This window comes from Chryseobacterium paludis (genome assembly GCF_025403485.1).
Taxonomy (GTDB): domain Bacteria; phylum Bacteroidota; class Bacteroidia; order Flavobacteriales; family Weeksellaceae; genus Chryseobacterium; species Chryseobacterium paludis.
Map to the genome: position 1 here is coordinate 3,098,080 of NZ_CP099966.1, position 21,183 is coordinate 3,119,262.

Here is a 21,183-nt window from a genome sequence, read left to right on the forward strand (position 1 = left end):
CCGGATCACCTTAAAGAAGTTCATTTTGGGGGTTTTAGACTTTTTAAACTGATTATTTTGCTGAAATTATTGCATTCAAAATGACTTTATAGAATTTTTCTTCTATCATTATAAGATCGATAAATAATAGCATAATCAAAAAAAGCTGCTCCTAAAATGAAACAGCTTTTTTATTTTAAATAATATAGATAACTATTCTTTAATAATTTTAATAAAACTATCTGAATTATTAATTCTCATTAAATATGCCCCAGCAATCAATGATGAAAGATCGGTCTTCCCATCTAAAAATTTACCTGATTTCACTAACTGTCCGGACATATTATATATTTGATAATAGTAACCCTCATTATTATTTGATGCCTTAATGTGCAATTCATTTTTTATAGGATTAGGATATACGGAAACTCTTTCTTTAGCTAATATACCTTCAGCTTCATTTTCACTTAAAACAGTGGCCGCTTTTGTAACTGGCGAAGATGTAATCTGAAGCTTTGGAACGACCCCTTCTTCATTTCCATTTTCATCATATTTGATTTTTACACAACGGCAGCTCATTCCAAAATAAGGATCATTATTATCATGAAAAGTAATCATACGATTTGCACTTGAAGCTGCATCAAATAAAATACTAATTGGTCTCCCTATGTAGTTAGATACTAAAGCTCCTGTCCAAATTCCGGGATATTGAAAATTAAGCACATTGTAAGTCCCCTGTGCAGACTGATTTCCAGTCACACTCCTAAATCCTCTACTACCGGAATTGGGGTAATTTCCAGTATTGTAAGCGTAGTGGTTAAAAGTATATCCGATGGTTGAAGTGGTGCTCGGATTTCTAACCCTCACCCCTAAATAATCATTAACGATACTATATTGAGTAGCTACATTTTTATCTTTTTTATACCAGGGTGTCATTCCAAAATCCTTACCCGATACAATGGCAACACCAGAAACATCTGGAATTCTCCAACCTGCAGGACAGGGGTCGAATACGGACTTCTGACCTCCTCTTCCCCATCTATCTGCTCCCAGATTAGGTTCAGTTGATAACCAGTCTGTCCCATTGGTATAGTTGGGTACACTACTGTTGTAAGGAGCAAAAGTACTTGGAACCATATATACAAGAGGATTCCTTACAGAATAAGATAAAACCTTTGCAATTTTATCGGATGTTTTATCTGTGTCTAATAAATTAACATTAGCCGCATAACTATTATAAGGTACTATATAATTTCCTGAAATATTATTGTAGTTTGCAGCGGTAAGAGTAGTATAGCCGACAGCTCCACTAGCTGATACATTTCCCAAAAATACATTGTAAGAAGTTCTATTATCAGCATTTTGGAATGTAGGAATGGGATCTTTTCTTCCCCATTGATAATGTAATCCTGTAGATGCCCTTATTTTTGTCAACTCAGCAGAAGTTGGGGTAAGATTATTGACTACTGTTGGAAATGCATCAATTGCTCCTAAGTTTCTATCCATAAATTCTGTCTGTAAGATCACATCTGCTTTATCTACATAATTGATATAGTTGGTCACATTTCCAACAGGTAATTCTGTAGTATATATACGACTGTTAATAGGAGTATCCGTGACCCATATATGCCAGCTCCAATAAACAGGATTAGTAATTGCACCATTATGTAGGGTAATTACAGCATTTCCACTTTGATTAGGATTAATAACAACTAAAATTTTCGTGTTGCTTAAATCACTTAAAGATCCTGGAGTAGAATTAGCAATCGTTACATTACTGATCAGATTACTATTGGTTGTCCAAAGTACATTGCCTTTCAGGTTATTAAAATTAGCAGGGCTTAAAATATCATGATTATTAAGAATCTGACTCTGAACTGAGAACGCTTTACTAACAGGAATTTCAATAGTGGATACTGCATTAGTTTTTACTATCTGATAAGTATTAGGATTATCAATTCCTTCTCGGTACTCATCAGTAACATTTAAAAACTCAGTTGGAAAATCGTAACTATCGACAAGATATAAAGGATCTTTTATACATCTACAGCCATTAGCCTCAGAGGTATTCATGCTTGCTAATGGCATATATTGGAATCTCCCTTTTACGGTGGGGAAATTTGAATCAGGAACATCGGCCTGCCCTTTATCTGGAATCATAAATAGCCCCCTTGCAATGGTAGCTGGCGTTGTATCAAATTGTCTGGCCATAGTTGCCGTCCATATACTTGTATGATGCTGATCTGCATATTGACCAGCCTGCATATTTATAGCAATCTGACCGGTTCCTGGAAATATTCCCATATCATATCCACCTGTATCTGACAAATCAAATGCAATATTCGGATATAATTTAATACCCTGCATAAAGAGAGGCATACTTGAATCAGTGGGTTTTATAATATGATAACCATTGGATTCAAAAATATTTTTTGCCATATTGGTTCTGGTACCAAAAGGCGAGAAATCAATTCTGATATCATCGGTATAACTTGCCGAGGCCTGGTTAGCAACCAAAGCAGAGGGAATTCTCCAGCCATTTGGACATGGGTCATAAGAGGACTTATCTCGATAAGGCTGTGCTGCAGCATCAGTATTATAGTTTGTATTTAGTTTGCCCTGTGAATTATCAGACCATAAATTAAGTTCTGTAAGCTGACTATCTTTAAAATTAGATGACTTCCCAAACCAGTTAACCATTAGATTAGTATTGTTATTATAATATGCGGGACCAGAATTATCATCTTTATTTACATAGATAAGACTAAGTGGATTTCTTACCGCAAGTCTGATATTGTTCTTAACCTCAGCATCTGACAGTAATACAAATTTTCTAAGATCATCAATTTTAATAGCATTAGTAAAGTTTTTAGCACCACGATGTCTAACTCTCCCAATGGAACCTGACACTTCATAAAAATCATTACCTCTGTATACAAGGGGAGGTATTGGGTCTTTTCTTCCCCATTGATATAAAAGACCTCCATTTCTATTCCATTCTGTACCGGTTATAGTTCCGCTTACGGAGCCTAAATCCCTATCCATCCACCTCCAGTCCGAATCTGGAATAGCTTCAATAGTTCCATCATTCTTTTCTCTTGTTATACCTTCAAAACTTTTGTACGATGACCCATTTGTTGGATCATCGGTAACCCATATATGCCAGGACCAAAAAATATCACCATTTACTTTAAAAGCAATCACTGCATTTCCCTCTTTTGCTTTATTTATCGGAACTTTAATTTTTGCATTCTGTCCAGAATCTACTACTTCTAAGGAATAACTGTCTTCACTAATGATCAATCCGGGAACATCCTCCCATAATATATCGGCTGTAAGCTTTCCATCAGGAATACCTCCGCTTCCGATATATTTGTCGCTTTCCCACATAGCATATGCTTTTCTGACTGGTATAAGGAGTCCTCCATAATTTTGACTAGGATCAAAAATATAACTATTAGGAGCTTTTGTCCAATCAACAACAGCTTTTCTGGCTTCAGATCCATTTTTATCCTTTTCCGATGAAAAGGGTCTTAAATGGTCTTGTGTTTTATTTTTATTGATGTTCTGTGAAATCGTAATTAAGGAGTCATTACTTTTAGTATAATGACTGAAAGACTTTTGAATATTTCTTCCAAATCCTGAACCGGTACCAGAATAAGCACTAATTGATACAAGGCAAAAAATTGCCATTAAATTTTTGAATACTATATTTTTCATATCCTTAGCTTTGGTGTTATTACAGCAATACAAATCTTAAGCCCTCATCAACAAATAGTGATTTATATTACTAATAATGATTTAATAGAATTATTATAATGTAAACAACACAATCCTAAAGCATTATATGTAAATATTTCATTTCTGAACCCGGACGGCGCAAAACTACAATTTTATATTAGGAAATTGTAAATAAGTTGTGTAAATTTTTATAAATAATAAAATCAAATACCCCCATACAGTAACCTTAGGGCATGAATTCATTAAAAAAGACGAAACATAATGCTTCGTCTTTTTATTAATATTGTAGAGCTAAATTAAGGTAGAATATGGTTTTTGTAAAGATCAATGGTAAACCTTCCACCAATAATATTTCTGAAACTGGAGAATACCACGAAGTTGAATATCGTTAACGCAATAATAAATGAATAGATCATTTTTTTTGTATTGTCAGAAACCACATACATTGCGTTGGGAATCAGCACAAAGGAGAAGCCAATAAATGCGCCTGCCAATCTTGATGAAAATATAGGATTATTTCTAAATATAAAATAAAGACAAATTCCAATTACTGCATAATTTCTATGGTATTCGTAGTATGGATATTTCTCTTTCATTGGAGTATCAAAAACAAACAAAAAGAATGTCAGGATCGCCATCAGGGCTTCAGGAATACCAAAGCCTCCATTCAGCCTTTGAGCGGTCTCGTCCACATATCCGTTAAAGCCTTCTACCAGCATACTGTCTGAAGCAATATTACTTAAAAAATCACCAAATACCTTATAGACCTCAAATGGAGATAAAAATATTGATCCTATAATTAATGCAAGCATGACTGTTTTATTCAATGGCACCCTTGCAAGCCAGTACATTGGTAAAAATATATAACATACATTGTGGATACCGGAAGCTATAAAGACAAACAACAAATAGTGCCACAGCTTCCTTTCTTTAATATATCTGATCGCAAAATAAATAATAAAGGTTCCTAAATTCTGTCGGATTTGCCCACTTTCTCCAATGAAGAAATTGGGGATAAACATAAACAATGTAAAAGTGAATGGATAAAAAGTATTGTCCTCAGTGTATTTGATCTTAAAAAAGATAGCAAAAATCGCTATTACCAAAGTCAACATATAGAATGGAGCATTGAATACATTGAGTAATATTTTATTGATCAATGCATATAACCATTCTATATCTACATTTTCAGAGCCTTCGATATGCAGGGCCTTCAAAAAAATACTCCAATAATCTTTTGTGTCTGAATAAATATAAATCCCTTTATAACTCCCATAATCCGGACCTACACTATCTCGAAGTCCAGCAATTATTATTAGATAAATACCTAAAAACCAAAACCATTTCTTGTCTACCTTATTTCCAAAAACCTCTTGAACGCTAAAAAATAGCATATAGATAATGGCAATTATATAATATGGGTGTAATAAACTCATGCTTGATTCAGATCATTATTAAATTGGTGATACGCAACTACAATTCCAGTAAGAATCAACGGCAGGAAAAGTCTAACCTCCCAATAAAGCCCAACCATAGTTATCATCATAAGATAAGGCAGGGAAAAAAAGAGATACTTTTTAAAAACAGCCCTATTCTCAATTGAAATACACAGCTTGTACATAAAATAGAGTACAATACATCCAAATAGTAATCCTGCTAAATTAAAAGGGCTTTCAAAGTTTCTATTAATATAAAAGCCTTCAACAAAAGTTGTTTCCTGAACAATCATTAATCTCAACCCTAAGTAAGGGATCAAAAAAGCCACTACAAGAGGGATCGTTTTCCAGATAAATTTAAAGTTTCTTTTCTTAAGGTCATCAACATTTATAAAAAGTGCTGCAAAAAAAGCAATATTTAAGCAGGCCGTTTCTCTCACAAATGTTGATAAAAAAATAACAGCAATTAAAATATAGAAATAGGCAGATTTATGCGTATGTAGGTATTTCAGTGTTAGATAAACACCTGATAAATAACAAAAAAGCGCCATCATATCGCAATTAGTAGGTGCGTACTGTGTAATTACGATAAAGAAAACTGCAAGCAAATGGATTATTCTTCTTACATTAATATTCAAAAGAGGCCCTATCGATTTCAACTTGAGAATAAAATTAAAAACAATAGAAGAAAGAACAAAGAAAAAGCTATTCATTAAAAAAAGGCCATGATAAAATGCAGTTCCGTTCTTTAAAAGAAATTTGCGAAAAAAATCTAAATAATTATTAATAATGTATCCTACGGTATCTGTAAGGTATAAACTAAGATAATTAGGGATTACCCTATAAGCATATACAGATGAGAATAGATAATCGGGGGGCTCTGGCGCTGTCTTCAGTCTTGTATAAGAAGACTCAAATCCATAATAGGACATCGAAAACAGCAATAGCGGAAGTATTATTGTAAATAAAAATCCGTTCATTTTTTCATCAAATATTTTCAACATATCAAAACAGCTTTTTATTAGGAATAATTTTGTTTTAAAATATATTATTAATAGGGAACATTTGCAAAAGTATAAGTTTTTTTCATTTTACCTAAACATTTTATTGATTTTCAGACAAAACTTAAGCGGTAAAAGTTTTGAACTAATACTTAAAAAATTAAATTTGCAAACTTGATTTTTTAACGTGATGCATCGTTTTTTTATATTTCTATATTATTTAATTTCTAAAAACAAACTCCTTTCTGTATTATTTACAGTAGGGATTACCCTTGTATGCTTATTTTTTGCATCAAAAATAAATTTTGAGGAAGACATTAATCAGATTATTCCCAAAAGTGAAAAATCTGATCTGACCGCAAAAATTCTTAAGCAACTCAATTTTTCTGACAAAATTATTGTTATAATAGAAAATAAATCTTCTGATGATAATTTCCAATTGTCCGAAACAGCAAATAGCTTTTTAGATAAGCTCTCGCCCCTGGAAAAATATATAGGAGCTATTCAGGGAAAAGTAAATGATAATGAAATCTCTGAAACTTTTGATTTTGTAAATCAAAACTTACCTTTATTTTTAGATGAGAACGATTATAAGGAAATCACCAGAAAACTGCAAAAAGACAGTATTGCAAAGCAGGTAGAAAGCAACTATGTCTCATTAGTCTCTCCTACGAGTCTTGTTACTAAAGAATTTATAAAAAAAGATCCACTGGGCATTACTTTTCTGGGCCTTAAAAAACTAAATACACTTAACATCAGTAAAGATTTTAAACTTGAAGATAATTATATTGTTACCAGAGGCGGCAAAAATCTCTTACTCTTCATTGATCCTAAAAATAAAAGTAATGACACTAAAAACAATGAATTTTTTGTTGATGAACTTAATAAAATAAAAGATGATGTCAATAAAGAGTTTAAGGAAAAAACAGAAATAAGTTATTTTGGTTCTCCTGTGATTGCCGTAGCCAATGCCCAGCAGATAAAAAAAGACATCCAGAATACGGTGATGATTTCTATGACTGTTCTTTTGATCTTATTAATTTATTATTTCCGAAATTTTTTCACCCCTATTATCGTTTTCCTTCCAACTGTATTTTCAGTTCTGCTTGCCCTGCTCATATTATATTTTATTAAGGACAAAATTTCCGCCATTTCTTTAAGTGTAGGAGCAATTTTAATTGGGATCACAATTGATTATGCCCTGCATATTCTTACCCACTACAAACATAACAATAATATTGAAGAGCTTTATAAAGAGATCACTCAACCCATCATTTTGAGTAGTGCTACCACTGCTGTTTCTTTTCTTTGTCTGATCTTTGTAAGATCGGAAGCACTGAAAGATTTGGGATTGTTTGCTTCAATTACAGTAATGCTTTCTTCGATTTCAGCATTAATTATTGTTCCCCAGCTTTACCACCCGAAGGAAAAATCTGGAAAAACAAGTACTAATTTCATTGATAAGATTGGTTCTTATCCTTATGAAAAAAACAAACCACTGATCATTGGATGTTCTTTGGTAATTATTGCCTGTTTATTTGGATTCCGCCATGTAGGCTTTAATGAAGACATTGGAGATTTAAACTATATTCCTAAAGATCTTAAAATAAGTGAAGCTAAGCTACAAAAGCTTTCGGATATTACTTCAAAATCAATTTATACTATTTCTTATGGAAATTCTGAAGAAGAGTCATTAACAAGAAATACCCAATTGAATCAGTTTCTGGAAAAAGAAAAAAAAGAAGGAAAGATTTTAAGCTATAATTCTTTGGGAAATGTCGTATTATCTAAAAAAGACCAGCAAAAAAAGATCGAAAACTGGAAGAAATTCTGGGATAGCAATAAAAAAAGCCAAACGGTTTCTGAATTGATCACCAATGGAAATAAATTTGGATTCAACAATTCAGCTTTCGGACAATTTACTGATCTTTTAAATAAAAACTATTCAACTTTAAGTTTACAGGATTACGAAAAGATAAAAGCACTACAGGTTTCTGAATTTCTCAGTAATGAAAAAGGCTTTTATACTATTTCAAATGTTGTAAAGCTTGATGAAAGTAAAAGAGACGCATTCATAAAAGATGTAGAAAAGAAACATGATGCTCTGGCTATTGACCGCCAGCAAATGAATGAAAACTTTCTTGGTTTGCTGAAAAGGGATTTCAACACTTTGATCAATTATTCTTTATTGGCCATCATTCTTACGATCATTGTATTTTTCAGAAACTTTGAATTAACTGTTCTCACCATGTTTCCCATTGTATTAACAGGAATTGTGACAGCGGGAATTTTATATTTCCTGGGATTGGAGCTTAATATTTTCAGCACAGTAGTGTGTACTCTAATATTTGGGGTTGGGGATGATTTCAGTATATTCCTAACCAAGGCAATGCAAAAGGAACATACAACAGGGAAAAATGAACTCCCTACCTATAGAATCTCAATTATTCTGGCTGTCTTTACAACCATCTTATCTATAGGTTCACTGATTTTTGCAAAACATCCAGCTTTACATTCTTTAGCATTGGTCGCTCTCATAGGAATGTTTTCTGTAATCATTATTACTTCAACGCTCTACCCATTCTGGTTTAGATTTTTAATCATTAACAGAGCAAAAAAAGGACTTTCTCCTATTACATTCAGATTATTCTTACACTCCGTTGTATCATTTATCTACTATGGTTTGGGAGGATTCCTTTTCTCTCTGTTCGGAACTGTTTTTGTGAAGAACACCAAAGGGAATACACTGAGGTATATCAAAATATTTATTGCTAAATTTTTAACATCAGTTTTATACAGTAATCCTTTTGTAAAGAAAAGAGTGATAAAAAACCCTAAAGAGAATTTCAGCAAACCGGCAATTATCATCGCGAATCACACTTCTTTCCTAGATACGTTAGCTCTTGCAATGACTAATTACAAGATCATATACTTAGTAAATGATTGGGTTTACAATTCACCTGTTTTTGGAAGACTTGTAAAAGCATTAGGCTTTTACCCTGTATCCCAGGGTATAGAAAATGGAATAGATAAGTTGCGGGAAAAAGTACAGCAGGGATATTCTTTAGTTGTTTTTCCAGAAGCCGAGCGTTCTTATACCAATAATATCAATAGATTTCACAAAGGTGCTTTTTATCTTTCAGAGCAACTGGATTTAGATATTCTTCCAATGTATATTCATGGGAACTCTGAAGTATTACCAAAAGGAGATTTTATCATTTATGACGGAAGTATTACAGTAAAAATAGGAGAACGTATCCTTAAAGAAGATAATCGATTTGGAGACACTTATTCGGAAAGAACGAAAAAGATCAACGCCTATTTTAGAGTGGAGTTTGCAAAACTCAGAAGTGAGCTTGAGGATGAAAATTATTTTAAAAAGAAATTGTTTTTAAGTTTTTTATACAAAGAAAATGATATTGTAAAACAGCTTAAAAAAGATTTCACCATCAAAAAGTCGGCATACTTTGAGTTGAATAAGTACATTCCGAAAGATGCAACGATCATTCATATCGCGGATGACTATGGTCAGACTGATATTCTACTGACCCTTCAGGAGGCAAACCGGAAAATATTCAGTTTTATACATGATACTGAAAAAAGAGAAATTGCCGAACAGAATTATCTGTTAAAAAGAAGGAAAATTAATTATGTAAAAGACTTTTCAGAGATTAATAAAAAGGCTGGTATGCTTTTAGTATCTAATGAAAACTATGATCTGGGTAATCTTGCACAGCTTCCTGAAGTGATCATCTTTTTTAATATAAAAAATATATTGTTTGAAAACAGTGAATATCATTCGTATTTTAGTTCAGAATCAATTAAAATATATAAGAAATTAACAGATAAATTATAAAAGTATATTTTTGTAATCAATAAAAATGTCCATGCAGAAGAACATACTTGTCTTATACTATACACAAACGGGTCAATTAGAGGATATTGTAAAAAATATCGCTCAGCCTTTCGAGGATAAAAAGGACGACTACAACGTTACTTATTATAATATCCAACTTAAGGAGGACTTCCCTTTTCCATGGCCTGGTGATGTTTTCTTTAACACGTTTCCAGAGTCCTATTTACAGATTCCCAGAGAAATACTTCCACCTCCGGAAGAAGTTCTGAATAAAAAATATGATCTGATCATTTTTGGATATCAGGTTTGGTACCTGACACCTTCTATTCCGATAATTTCTTTCTTAAAAAGTGGCTATGCCGAAAATATTCTAAGAGACACTCCCGTAGTTACAGTTTCAGGTACCCGGAATATGTGGATGCTATCTCAGGAAAAGCTTAAAGTGTATTTAAAGAACCTAAATGCAAAACTAGTCGGAAACATTGCATTGGTAGACAGACATGATAATTATACCAGTGTTCTAACTATTTTACGATGGCTGACAACCGGAAAGAAAGAAAAATCAGGGATGTTGCCAGCAGCAGGAGTTTCAGATGAAGAAATTGCCGGAGCTGGAAAGTATGGCGCAATTATTAAAAGACATTTTGATAACAATCATTATGAAAATCTTCAGCCAGAGCTAGTCAAAAATGGCGCTGTAGAAATCAGACCTTTCCTGGTTAGGGTGGAAAAAGTGGGTAACAAAATCTTCACTGTATGGTCTAATCTAATAATCAAGAAAAAAGAGAGGCGACCATTGCTGATAAAATTCTTTAAGGTATATTTGATGGCTGCAATATGGATTATTTCCCCTATTGTTTTGGTATTTCACATACTATTAGCACCAATTTTAAGATCTAAAAGACGAAAAGAAAAAAAATATTTACAAGGAATAAATTTAAAATAAGAGATGAACGACGTATTTATAACCAAAGCTTCAACATACTTGCCAAATGAACCGGTTTCTAATGATGAAATGGAAAGTTATCTTGGTCTGGTAAATGACACTCCTTCTAAGGCGAGAGCTTTAATTTTAAGAAATAACCAAATTAAAACAAGATATTACGCATTGGATAAAAATGGGAAACCTACTCATACCAACGCTCAAATTACAGCAAAAGCTGTGGAAGGACTTTTCGATGAAAACTTCACAAAAGATGATATGCAATTGTTGTCTTGTGGAACGACTTCTGCCGATCAGATTCAGCCTTCACATTCTTCTATGGTACATGGTGAACTGAACATAGGAAAATCTATCGAAATAAATACGTCAACAGGACTTTGTAATTCAGGGATGAATGCTTTTAATTATGGATTTCTTTCTGTGAAAGCAGGTGTTCGGGATAATGCCGTTTGCGTAGGTTCTGAAAGATTCTCAGCTTGGATGACTGCAGATAAATTTAATCATGAAGCGGAAAATCTAAAATTACTGGAAGAAAGACCTATCATCGCATTTAAAAGAGAGTTTCTCAGATGGATGCTTTCCGATGGTGCCGGAGCTTTATTATTAGAAAATAAACCAAGAGAAAACAGTGTTTCTTTAAAAATAGAATTCATCGATTTTTATTCTTACGCTCATGAGATTGAAGCTTGCATGTATTCAGGTTGCGAAAAACAAGAAGATGGTAGTTTAAAATCTTGGGCAGATTATCCTTCTGATGAATGGCTAAAGCAATCTCTTTTTGCATTGAAACAAGATACAAAGCTTTTAGATCAATATATTTTAGTAAAAGGAGCAGAAAGTTTAAGAGCTTCTTTTGATAAGCATCAATTGGATCCTGACAAAATTGACCATGTTTTAGCACATATCTCTTCAGGCTATTTCAAAGATGGATTAAAAGAAGAGTTTGCTAAAAAAGGAATGGATTTCCCTTGGGAAAAATGGTATTATAACCTTTCCGAAGTTGGAAATATTGGAGCAGGTTCTATTTTTATTGCTTTGGAGGAATTAATGAATTCCGGAAAACTTAAAAAGGGTGAAAAAGTGCTTCTTTGTGTTCCTGAAAGTGGAAGATTTGCTTATTCTTGTGCATTATTAACTGTTTGCTAATGGAAATCAATCTACCAACATCAAATAAGGATTTTGTGGAGAGTCTTATTCCACAGAGATTTCCTTTTGTAATGGTGAATGAACTTTCTGAATATTCTGAAAACCATTTAATTTCAGGATTTGTTATCAAGGAGGAAAATATTTTTGTTCAGGACGGTATTTTTCAGGCGTCAGGATTAATAGAGCATCAGGCTCAAAGTGTAGCTTTACACACCGGATATAAATATTACCTATTGGGGAAAGAAGCTCCAACCGGTTACATCGGTGCCATTAAATCTTTTGAAGCTGAAGCATTACCAAAAGTTGGAGATCTATTAAAAACAGAAGTGACTATTCTTAATGAAGTGATGGGAGTGACACTAGTCAATAGCATTACCAGGTTGAATAATGTTATCATAGCAAGTTCTCAAATGAAAACTGTTGTAAAATAATTTTAATGAAAATTAAGGAAGAAAACATCATCAATATCCATCATTTTTTACCTCATCGTGAGCCAATGCTTATGGTAGATTACATTTTGGAGTTGACCAAAGAGAACGTCATTACTTCCTTTCAAATAACAACAGATAATATTTTTGTTCATAATAATGAATTTGTAGAAGCCGGATTAATTGAAAATTCAGCACAAACCTGTTCATCTATTGTCGGACAAAGTTTTTTTGAAGGTCCGGATCCAGAAACAAAGGTGATTGGTTTTATAACGAACATCAAAAAGATTGAAATTTTTTCATTACCGAAAGTAGGTGATACCATTATCTCAAAAGCATCACTTATTTCTCAATATGAAAACATTTGTAATATTTTTTGTGAAACTTATAATAATGACGAATTATTGATAAGAGCTGAAATCAATTTGTTTATTCAAAAAGTACAATAATAAAGTAAAGGATGAAAAAGCAAGATCTCCCACAAGATGAAAGTAATCTGAAATCAGCGAACATGACCGAGGTAGTATATGTTACTGATGAAAATGATAATTATACAACAGCCAACAGCATTGGCTGGGAAGCGAAGAAATTGGCTTTAGACGAATCTATGGCTCTCATTAATGAGAGAATAGAAGAAGCCAGACAAAATGTTGCTGATCAAATAGCAAGTCCTATTATTTATTTTATGGAATTAAATAAAATGGACCTGAGTGTACTTTCTGCCTACGTTGGAATATGGCAATGGCGGGTAAAAAGACATACTAAACCAAAAGTATTTAAAACACTAAGTGATACTGTGCTGAAAAAATATGCTGATGCATTTGAAATCACAGTATCGGAATTAAAGAATTTCGATGGAAAATAATGAAATGAAGCATAAACTTTATGTGTAATTCCATCTGACCAAGAAATCGTAAAAAATGTACAGATGAAATTGAATTTTGAACACCATCAAACTGCCCATTGCGAAAACGGTGTTGCCTCTAATTTATTACTCTACAAAGGTATAAAACTAAGTGAACCTATGATTTTTGGAATAGGTTCAGGGTTATTTTTTGTGTATTTGCCTTTCTTAAAAGTAAATTTTGCACCTGGTTTTAGCTATCGCCCAATGCCCGGAGCTATTTTCAGTAAGGCAGCAAAAAGATTGGGTATTAAAATTAAAAGACAAAAGTTTTCTAATCCTAAAGATGCACAATTAGCATTAGAAAAGAACTTACAAAATAATATTCCCACCGGACTTCAGGTTGGGGTTTTTAATCTCACTTATTTTCCGGAAGAGTACAAATTCCATTTCAATGCTCATAATCTGGTAGTTTATGGAAAAGAGGATGGGAAGTTCTTAATCAGTGATCCTGTTATGAATTATGTAACGACCCTTTCTGAGGCAGAGCTTGAAAAAGTAAGATATGCGAAAGGGGCATTACCTCCAAAAGGTCATATGTACTACCCTGTTTATATTCCTGAAAACATAAATGTAGAAGAGGCGATAAAAAAAGGAATAAAAGATACCTGTAAAAATATGCTTGCTCCCGTTCCTCTTATTGGAGTAAGGGCCATGAGATGGGTGGCGAAAAGCATTCCAAAATGGGCCGATAAAAAAGGAACGAAAGTTACCAATCACTATCTGGGACAGTTAATAAGAATGCAGGAAGAGATAGGAACCGGAGGCGGAGGTTTCAGGTTTATTTATGGTGCATTTTTGCAGGAAGCAGCAGAGATTCTTAAAAACGATCAATTAAGGGAACTCTCAAAAGAAATTACTGCAATCGGAGATCTTTGGCGTGACTTTGCAGTGGATATTGCCCGGGTTTATAAGAACAGAAATTCGAAAAGCAATATTTATCAGGAGCTTTCAAAATCAATGCTACATATTGCGGACCTGGAAGAAGCTTTCTATAAAAAATTAAGAAAAGCGATCTAACATGGCAGACCATATTATTGAGATTAAAAATCTATATAAAAAGTATAAGCATGCAGAAGAATTTTCTGTAAATGACATCTCATTGAATATTGAAAAAAATGAGATCTACGGAATATTAGGGCCAAACGGAGCTGGTAAGACAACTTTGATTTCTATGCTTTCAGGATTGATAAAACCAACATCAGGGCAATTTAAAATCAATGGTCTATCTCCTCAAAAAGACAGCTTTAAAATAAAACAGATTATTGGTATTGTTCCACAGGAATATGCACTTTATCCTACTCTTACGGCTAAAGAAAATCTGATGTTTTTCGGAAGTTTATATGGTTTAAAACATAAAAAACTTCATAAAGCCATTGATGAATCATTAGAATTAATGGGTTTGTCAAAGTTTGCAGATAAAAAAGTAGAGCAATTTTCGGGAGGAATGAAGCGTCGTTGCAATCTTATTGCCGGAACTCTACACAATCCAAAAGTACTTTTCCTGGATGAACCAACAGTGGGTGTTGATGTTCAGTCTAAAAAAGTAATCATCGATTTCCTTCAGGAACTCAATAAAAATGGAACCTGCATTATTTACACTTCCCATCACCTTTCTGAAGCGGAAGAATTTTGTACAAAGATTGCGATTATAGATAAAGGGAAAATCCACGCTGTCGGAACCCCGGAAGAACTCGTATCACAAATATCCAGTGCTGAAAACCTGGAAGATGTTTTTATTTCATTAACCGGAAAAGAATTAAGAGATGTTGTTGTATAAATTGTGGCGAAGCTTTGTAAAAGAAATTCTTTTATTAAAAAGAGATATCGGAGGTATCGTCATTATTTTTGTAATGCCTTTATTGTTGATTGTAACAATCACCTTAATTCAGGATTCTACATTTAAAAATCTTGAAGGTTCAAAAATCCCTATTATTTTCATTGATCAGGATAAATCTGAAGTTTCCCAAAATATAAAAAAGGAGCTTGAAAACAGTAAAACTTTCCAGTTACTAACGAATTACGATGAAAAATCTGCTCAGGATGCCGTTTTTTCAGGAAAGTATCAGATGGCTATTGTTATTCCTAAAAACTTAACAAAAGATCTAAATTCCAATATCGAATCTAAGGTTCAGACCATTGTCAGCTCTTTTGGATTAGAAGCGGATTCTGCATCTATTAAAAAACACGTTTCAAAAGCTAAAGAAATTCATTTGTATTTTGATCCAGCTACCAATGCGGGTTTCAAAAACTCAGTAATGAATTCTGTAAATAAAATGGTTTTTGAGATTGAAAACAAAAAGATATACAAAGCTTTTCAGGATCAATTAGGAACCACCGAAAACATGGCGGAAAACCAAAATCTGATCAGCTTTAAGGAAATCACACCCTCAAAAGGAAATGTCGAAATCATTCCGAATTCTGTTCAGCATAATGTTCCTGCCTGGACACTTTTTGCAATCTTCTTCATTGTAGTTCCTCTTTCTATTAATTTAGTTAAAGAAAAAAGCCAGGGCACAAGCGTAAGAGCCAGAGTGAGTCCTACTCCCTATTACATTCATATTTTGGGCAAAACATGCACTTACCTTATCATCTGTATGATACAGTTCTTACTCATGGTAGCAGTTGGAATGTATCTTTTCCCTTATATGGATCTGCCGGCTTTTGATGTTTCAGGAAAAATGTTTCATCTTATTATTGTAACATTATTTGCTGGATTGGCAGCTATTGGTTTTGGTGTTTTATTGGGAACAATTGCCAACACTCAGGAACAGTCTGCCCCTTTTGGCGCCACTTCTGTTGTCGTATTAGCGGCCATAGGAGGAATTTGGGTTCCTGTTTTTCTGATGCCTGAATTCATGCAGCATGTTGCAAAGTTCTCCCCTATGAACTGGGGATTAAATGCTTATTATGATATTATTCTAAGAAATAGTGGAGTTACTGATATAGCTAAAGAACTCATTTTATTATTTTTATTTTATATCGCAATGGTCACAATTTCTATTTTTTACGAAAGGAAACAAAATGCAGTCTAAAGAAAAAAACATTAGCGTTTCTGAGGAAATCAGAGTAAGATTCAATGAAACAGATCCTTTAGGAATTGTCTGGCACGGGCATTATATTGTCTATTTTGAGGATGGAAGAGAAGCATTTGGAAGAGAACATGGACTGTCTTATCTGGATATTCAGGAAGCGGGTTACTTAACTCCTATCGTCAAAAGTACTTGTGAGCATTTTCTACCTTTAAAATATGGAGAAACTTTCAGGATCGAAACTACCTTCGTTAATTCAGTTGCAGCAAAATTAATTTTCAAATATGAATTGTTTAACCATGAAAATAAACTGGTTTGCAGTGGTGAGACCATTCAGGTGTTTTTAGATTCTGATGGGAATTTATGTCTGTATAATCCAGTGTTTTTTCAGAACTGGAAGGATAAAATGGGACTTTTATGATGAAAGAAATCTATATTACAGACTATAACTGTGTCACTCCACTTGGAATGAATGTAACGGATAATTGGAATGCTCTACTACAAAACCAATCTGGAGTAGCACTGCACAAAATTATTAAAAATCAGGAGGCTTTTTATGCTTCAATACTAGATACAGAAAAATTAGAAGAAGCATTTAATAAGAACTTTTCCGATCAAAATTTTACGAGATTAGAAAAAATGTTTTTGTTATGCCTAAAACCTTTGGTTGAAAAACATAACATTACACATGATACTGCTTTTATTTTGTCTACTACAAAGGGGAATATCAGTTTACTGAAAAATCAATCTTCTTTACCGGAAGGAGTTTTCCTTTCTGCATTAGCGCAAAAAATTGCTGATTTTTTTGGATTTAAAACTAAACCCATTGTAGTTTCTAACGCTTGTGTTTCCGGAGTAATGGCTCTTGCTGTTGCTAAAAATTTAATTCAAGCTGGGAAATATAAAGATGCTTTTGTCATCGCTGGAGATGAAATCACTGAATTTGTAATTTCAGGTTTCAATTCTTTTCAGGCTATAGGAGCAGAACCTTGCAAACCATATGATAAAAACCGTAACGGAATAAATATTGGTGAAGCAACAGCTGCAGCTTATATTACAGGAGAGAAAACTGAAAACGAAAAATTTAGGTTTAAAGTTACAGGAGATTCTGCTATCAATGATGCCAATCATATTTCTGGCCCATCAAGAACTGGAGACGGATTGTATGCAAGTATTAAAAATGCAATGACAGAAGCTAAAGTGAGTGCAAACGACATTGACTTTATTTCTGCACATGGAACGGCAACATTATATAATGATGAAATGGAGGCTATTGCATTTAACAGAATGGGATTACAGAATACACCTTTAAATAGTATGAAAGGATTCTATGGACATTGCTTAGGGGCGTCCGGTTTATTAGAAAGCATTATTTCTATGGAGAGTGCTCAACACAGCATTCTGATTCCGTCTAAAAATTTTGAAGAAATGGGAGTTTCCCTACCTTTGAATATTATAGAAGAAAAGCAACCTGCAACCATCAAATATATTTTGAAAACGGCGTCTGGCTTTGGAGGTTGTAATGCAGCAATTGTCTTAGAAAAATGTTAAACCCGGAAAAAATGAAGAAAGACGCTACTTGTACTATAGAAAATTCAACCATCACGGTTAACGGAAATATTATTTTTGAAAGCAGGGATACAGCATTCCAGGAGTTTGCAAAAGAAGCTTATAAAAGTCTTGATATGAATTATCCCAAATTTCATAAAATGGACTCCTTAAGCAAATTGGCTTTTTTGTCTGCTGAAATGCTGTTGAAAGATCGGGACAACAATGGTACTGCATTGGTTTTTGCTAATAAATCCTCCAGCCTAGATACTGATTTTAAATATCAGGACAGCATTAACTCTGAGAATAACTACTTTCCAAGTCCGGCTGTTTTTGTTTATACGCTACCCAATATCTGCGTAGGGGAGATAAGTATCAGACATCAAATGCAAACTGAAAATGCTTTTTTTGTTTTGGACGAATTTGACGAAAAATTTTTAACCGATTATGCCACCCAAATCTTACAGACTAAAAAGGCAGAAAAGGTATTATGTGGCTGGGTAGAACTATATCAGGAAAGTTATAAAGCTTTTGTATATTTGCTAACCTTGTGAAAAAAATAAAAATGTAACAGTCTAGCAATGTAACAATCCAATAAAGAAAATACGAATTGGTGCATTCTACACTACAATTAATATATTATGGAAAATTTAAAATCAGAATTAAAACACAAAATCATAGAAGTTCTTAACCTTGAAGACATTTCAGTGGAGGAAATCAAAGACACAGATCCATTATTTGGAGGGGGATTAGGACTGGACTCTATTGATGCTTTAGAGCTGATTGTTCTTCTTGACAAAGACTACGGAATAAAATTAGCTGATCCAAAGAAAGGAAAAGAAATTTTTCAATCGATCGATACGATGGCAAAATTCATCGAAGAAAACAGAACAAAATAATTAATGGGTCATAAAATTGCCATAACAGGAATGGGCATTATTTCTTCTATCGGTAACAATGTAGAAGAAAATTTCACCTCTTTACAATCTGGTAAGCATGGTATTTCAGATATTCAGTTATTTGAGACCCGTCATGCCGGAAAAATAAAAACGGGTGAAATAAAACGTTCTAATGAAGAACTTGTACAACAGCTTCAATTAAATGAAGACAACAATGTAACAAGAACCTCTTTATTAGGAATGGTTGCTGCAAAAGAAGCTGTAGAAAGTGCTGGGATTTCAGATATTAATGCCTACAAAACAGGTTTCATCTCTTCCACAAGTGTAGGAGGAATGGATATCACCGAAAAATATTTCTATAACTACGAAGACTTTCCTGAAAAGCAAAAATATATCGATTCTCATGATGCAGGAAATTCCTCATTAGCAATTGCAGACTTTCTGGGTCTGAAAGGAATGGTTTCTACCATCAGTACAGCTTGCTCTTCGGCAGCTAACGCGATTATGATGGGAGCAAAACTTATTAAAAATGGGGTTTTGGATCGGGTGATTGTCGGTGGAACAGATTCACTTTCAAAGTTTACTCTGAACGGATTTAATACCCTGATGATCCTCACTGATTCCTATAACACTCCTTTCGATCAAAATAGAAAAGGATTAAATTTAGGTGAGGCTGCCGCTTTTCTGGTACTGGAATCCGACGAATTAGTAAAAAAGGAAAATAAAAAAGTGCTGGCTTACCTTTCCGGATATGGAAATGCAAATGATGCTCATCATCAAACCGCGTCTTCAGAAAATGGACAGGGAGCATACTTAGCAATGCAACAGGCATTACATGTTTCCAAACTTCAACAAGAACAGATTGATTATATTAATGTTCATGGAACGGCAACCCCCAATAATGACCTGTCAGAAGGAATTGCTATGATCCGGATTTTTGGAGAAGGAAACGTCCCTGAATTTAGTTCTACAAAGGCATTCACAGGGCATACCCTGGCTGCCGCTGCAGGAATTGAGGCCGTGTATTCTATTCTGGCTATGCAACACAGCCTTATTTTTCCAAATTTGAACTTCAAAAATAAAATGGAAGAATTTGATTTAACTCCGGTCACAGAGCTTAAGAAGAAAAACATCGATCATGTGCTGTCCAATTCATTTGGGTTTGGAGGAAACTGTTCAACCTTAATCTTCTCAAAATCATGAAAGTAGTTTACATCAATAGTGCTTCATGTATTTCTGTTCAGGATACTTTAAACGAAAATTTTTTCTATAATCTGAAACCTGAAAATTCAACTCAGATTGTAAAAACAATTGAACCCAATTACAAAGAGTTCATTCCTCCTGCTATGATCAGGAGAATGTCTAAAACAGTAAAGATGAGCTCAGTAGCTTCTCAGCACGCATTAAAAGAGGCTGGAATTGAAAAGCCAGATGCTATCATTGTAGGTACAGGGATGGGGTGCTCCCAGGATTCTGAAAAGTTTTTAAAAAACGTGATCGACAATCAGGAAGAGTTTTTAACACCTACCTATTTTATTCAATCAACTCATAATACAGTCGCGGGCCAAATTGCTTTAGCTCTGCAATGCCATGCTTATAATTTCACTTATGTGAATACTTCTTCATCCTTAGAATTTTCTCTTTTGGACGCTAAACTCCAAATACTGGATGATGAAGCAGAAAATGTTTTAGTAGGTTCTACGGATGAACAGACGGAAAGAACGATGGAGCTTTATAAACTCCATAACATCATTAAGAAAACTGAGGATCTACCTCTCGATTTTTTAAACTCACAAACTCAAGGTGTAATCTGGGGTGAAGGTTCTAGCTTTTTTGTTATTGGTAAAAACCAGACGGAAAATTCATATGCTCAGGTTAAGGACATTCAAATTATTAATACCTTAGAGGAAAATGAGGTTCAACGATTTATTGAAAACTTTCTGACGAAAAATAACTTAACCCATAAAGATATTGATGCTGTTATTCTTGGACTCAGTGGAGATCAGAAATCAGATATTTATTATAAAAAAGCAATGGATGTATTTCCAGAATCTGCATTATTATATTATAAACATTTGAGTGGAGAATTTAATACGGCCAGTGGTTTTTCGACATTTATGGCTTGCCATATCCTCAAAAATCAACATATTCCGGAAGTAATGAAGATTCAACCGGTAAAAAAAGATCATATTAAAAATATCCTCTTATACAATCATCTTTTAGGAGACGATCACAGTTTGGTACTATTGGGAAAAGTTTAGTCTGGCTGA

General features: G+C 33.7%; 18 protein-coding genes. 15 read left to right on the forward strand and 3 right to left on the reverse strand.

Annotated elements, in window-relative coordinates; all coding sequences use genetic code 11:
- Positions 1-192: 192 nt before the first annotated feature.
- The 3 genes from NG806_RS13990 to NG806_RS14000 all read right to left on the reverse strand — a co-directional run bounded on the left by NG806_RS13990 (position 193) and on the right by NG806_RS14000 (position 6,160).
- The gene (locus tag NG806_RS13990) at positions 193-3,699 is read right to left on the reverse strand and encodes a T9SS type A sorting domain-containing protein (RefSeq protein WP_261510169.1); all 3,507 of its coding nucleotides are present in this window, start codon (positions 3,697-3,699) and stop codon (positions 193-195) included.
- 317 nt (positions 3,700-4,016) lie between these two features.
- Positions 4,017-5,156 carry an EpsG family protein gene (locus NG806_RS13995; protein ID WP_261510170.1) on the reverse strand — a complete coding sequence of 380 codons (1,140 nt, stop codon included), beginning with the start codon at positions 5,154-5,156 and terminating at the stop codon, positions 4,017-4,019.
- Positions 5,153-6,160: a hypothetical protein gene (locus NG806_RS14000; protein ID WP_261510171.1), complete on the reverse strand. Its 1,008-nt coding sequence runs from the start codon at positions 6,158-6,160 to the stop codon at positions 5,153-5,155. Before NG806_RS14000 ends, NG806_RS13995 begins: the two co-directional genes overlap by 4 nt.
- 187 nt (positions 6,161-6,347) lie before the next feature.
- Here NG806_RS14000 and NG806_RS14005 point away from each other — a divergent pair, with 187 nt between their 5' ends.
- From NG806_RS14005 to NG806_RS14075, 15 genes are all read left to right on the forward strand, one after another.
- Entirely contained in the window at positions 6,348-10,013 is a 3,666-nt protein-coding gene (locus NG806_RS14005; protein WP_261510173.1) for an MMPL family transporter, read from the forward strand.
- Positions 10,014-10,044: 31 nt separating this feature from the next.
- Complete coding sequence (locus NG806_RS14010; protein WP_261510174.1) at positions 10,045-10,959, forward strand: dialkylrecorsinol condensing enzyme DarA; 915 nt, start codon at positions 10,045-10,047, stop codon at positions 10,957-10,959.
- 3 nt (positions 10,960-10,962) lie between these two features.
- Positions 10,963-12,102, forward strand: coding sequence for a beta-ketoacyl-ACP synthase III (locus tag NG806_RS14015; protein ID WP_261510175.1), 1,140 nt, complete (start codon positions 10,963-10,965; stop codon positions 12,100-12,102).
- On the forward strand, positions 12,102-12,533 hold the full coding sequence (locus NG806_RS14020) for a hypothetical protein (RefSeq protein ID WP_261510176.1): 432 nt from the start codon (positions 12,102-12,104) through the stop codon (positions 12,531-12,533). The genes NG806_RS14015 and NG806_RS14020 overlap by 1 nt, the downstream gene beginning before the upstream one ends.
- A 5-nt stretch (positions 12,534-12,538) precedes the next feature.
- Positions 12,539-12,979 (forward strand): ABC transporter permease, encoded by a 441-nt coding sequence (locus tag NG806_RS14025; protein ID WP_261510177.1) that lies wholly within the window; start codon positions 12,539-12,541, stop codon positions 12,977-12,979.
- Positions 12,980-12,990: 11 nt separating this feature from the next.
- Positions 12,991-13,395 carry a helix-turn-helix domain-containing protein gene (locus NG806_RS14030; RefSeq protein WP_261510178.1) on the forward strand — a complete coding sequence of 135 codons (405 nt, stop codon included), beginning with the start codon at positions 12,991-12,993 and terminating at the stop codon, positions 13,393-13,395.
- A 63-nt stretch (positions 13,396-13,458) separates the two neighbouring features.
- Positions 13,459-14,454, forward strand: a complete 996-nt coding sequence (locus tag NG806_RS14035; RefSeq protein ID WP_261510179.1) for a BtrH N-terminal domain-containing protein — start codon at positions 13,459-13,461, stop codon at positions 14,452-14,454.
- Between the two features lies 1 nt (position 14,455).
- Positions 14,456-15,214 carry an ABC transporter ATP-binding protein gene (locus NG806_RS14040; RefSeq protein ID WP_261510180.1) on the forward strand — a complete coding sequence of 253 codons (759 nt, stop codon included), beginning with the start codon at positions 14,456-14,458 and terminating at the stop codon, positions 15,212-15,214.
- The gene (locus NG806_RS14045; protein ID WP_261510181.1) at positions 15,201-16,469 is read left to right on the forward strand and encodes an ABC transporter permease; all 1,269 of its coding nucleotides are present in this window, start codon (positions 15,201-15,203) and stop codon (positions 16,467-16,469) included. The genes NG806_RS14040 and NG806_RS14045 overlap by 14 nt, the downstream gene beginning before the upstream one ends.
- Complete coding sequence (locus NG806_RS14050) at positions 16,459-16,887, forward strand: acyl-CoA thioesterase (RefSeq protein ID WP_261510182.1); 429 nt, start codon at positions 16,459-16,461, stop codon at positions 16,885-16,887. The genes NG806_RS14045 and NG806_RS14050 overlap by 11 nt, the downstream gene beginning before the upstream one ends.
- Positions 16,884-18,017 (forward strand): beta-ketoacyl synthase N-terminal-like domain-containing protein, encoded by a 1,134-nt coding sequence (locus NG806_RS14055; protein WP_261510183.1) that lies wholly within the window; start codon positions 16,884-16,886, stop codon positions 18,015-18,017. The genes NG806_RS14050 and NG806_RS14055 overlap by 4 nt, the downstream gene beginning before the upstream one ends.
- Positions 18,018-18,028: 11 nt before the next feature.
- The gene (locus NG806_RS14060) at positions 18,029-18,568 is read left to right on the forward strand and encodes a 3-oxoacyl-ACP synthase (RefSeq protein WP_261510184.1); all 540 of its coding nucleotides are present in this window, start codon (positions 18,029-18,031) and stop codon (positions 18,566-18,568) included.
- Between the two features lie 87 nt (positions 18,569-18,655).
- On the forward strand, positions 18,656-18,913 hold the full coding sequence (locus NG806_RS14065) for a phosphopantetheine-binding protein (RefSeq protein WP_261510185.1): 258 nt from the start codon (positions 18,656-18,658) through the stop codon (positions 18,911-18,913).
- Positions 18,914-18,916: 3 nt separating this feature from the next.
- Positions 18,917-20,116, forward strand: a complete 1,200-nt coding sequence (locus NG806_RS14070) for a beta-ketoacyl-[acyl-carrier-protein] synthase family protein (RefSeq protein ID WP_261510186.1) — start codon at positions 18,917-18,919, stop codon at positions 20,114-20,116.
- Positions 20,113-21,174, forward strand: a complete 1,062-nt coding sequence (locus NG806_RS14075; RefSeq protein ID WP_261510187.1) for a beta-ketoacyl synthase N-terminal-like domain-containing protein — start codon at positions 20,113-20,115, stop codon at positions 21,172-21,174. Before NG806_RS14070 ends, NG806_RS14075 begins: the two co-directional genes overlap by 4 nt.
- Positions 21,175-21,183 lie beyond the last annotated feature (9 nt).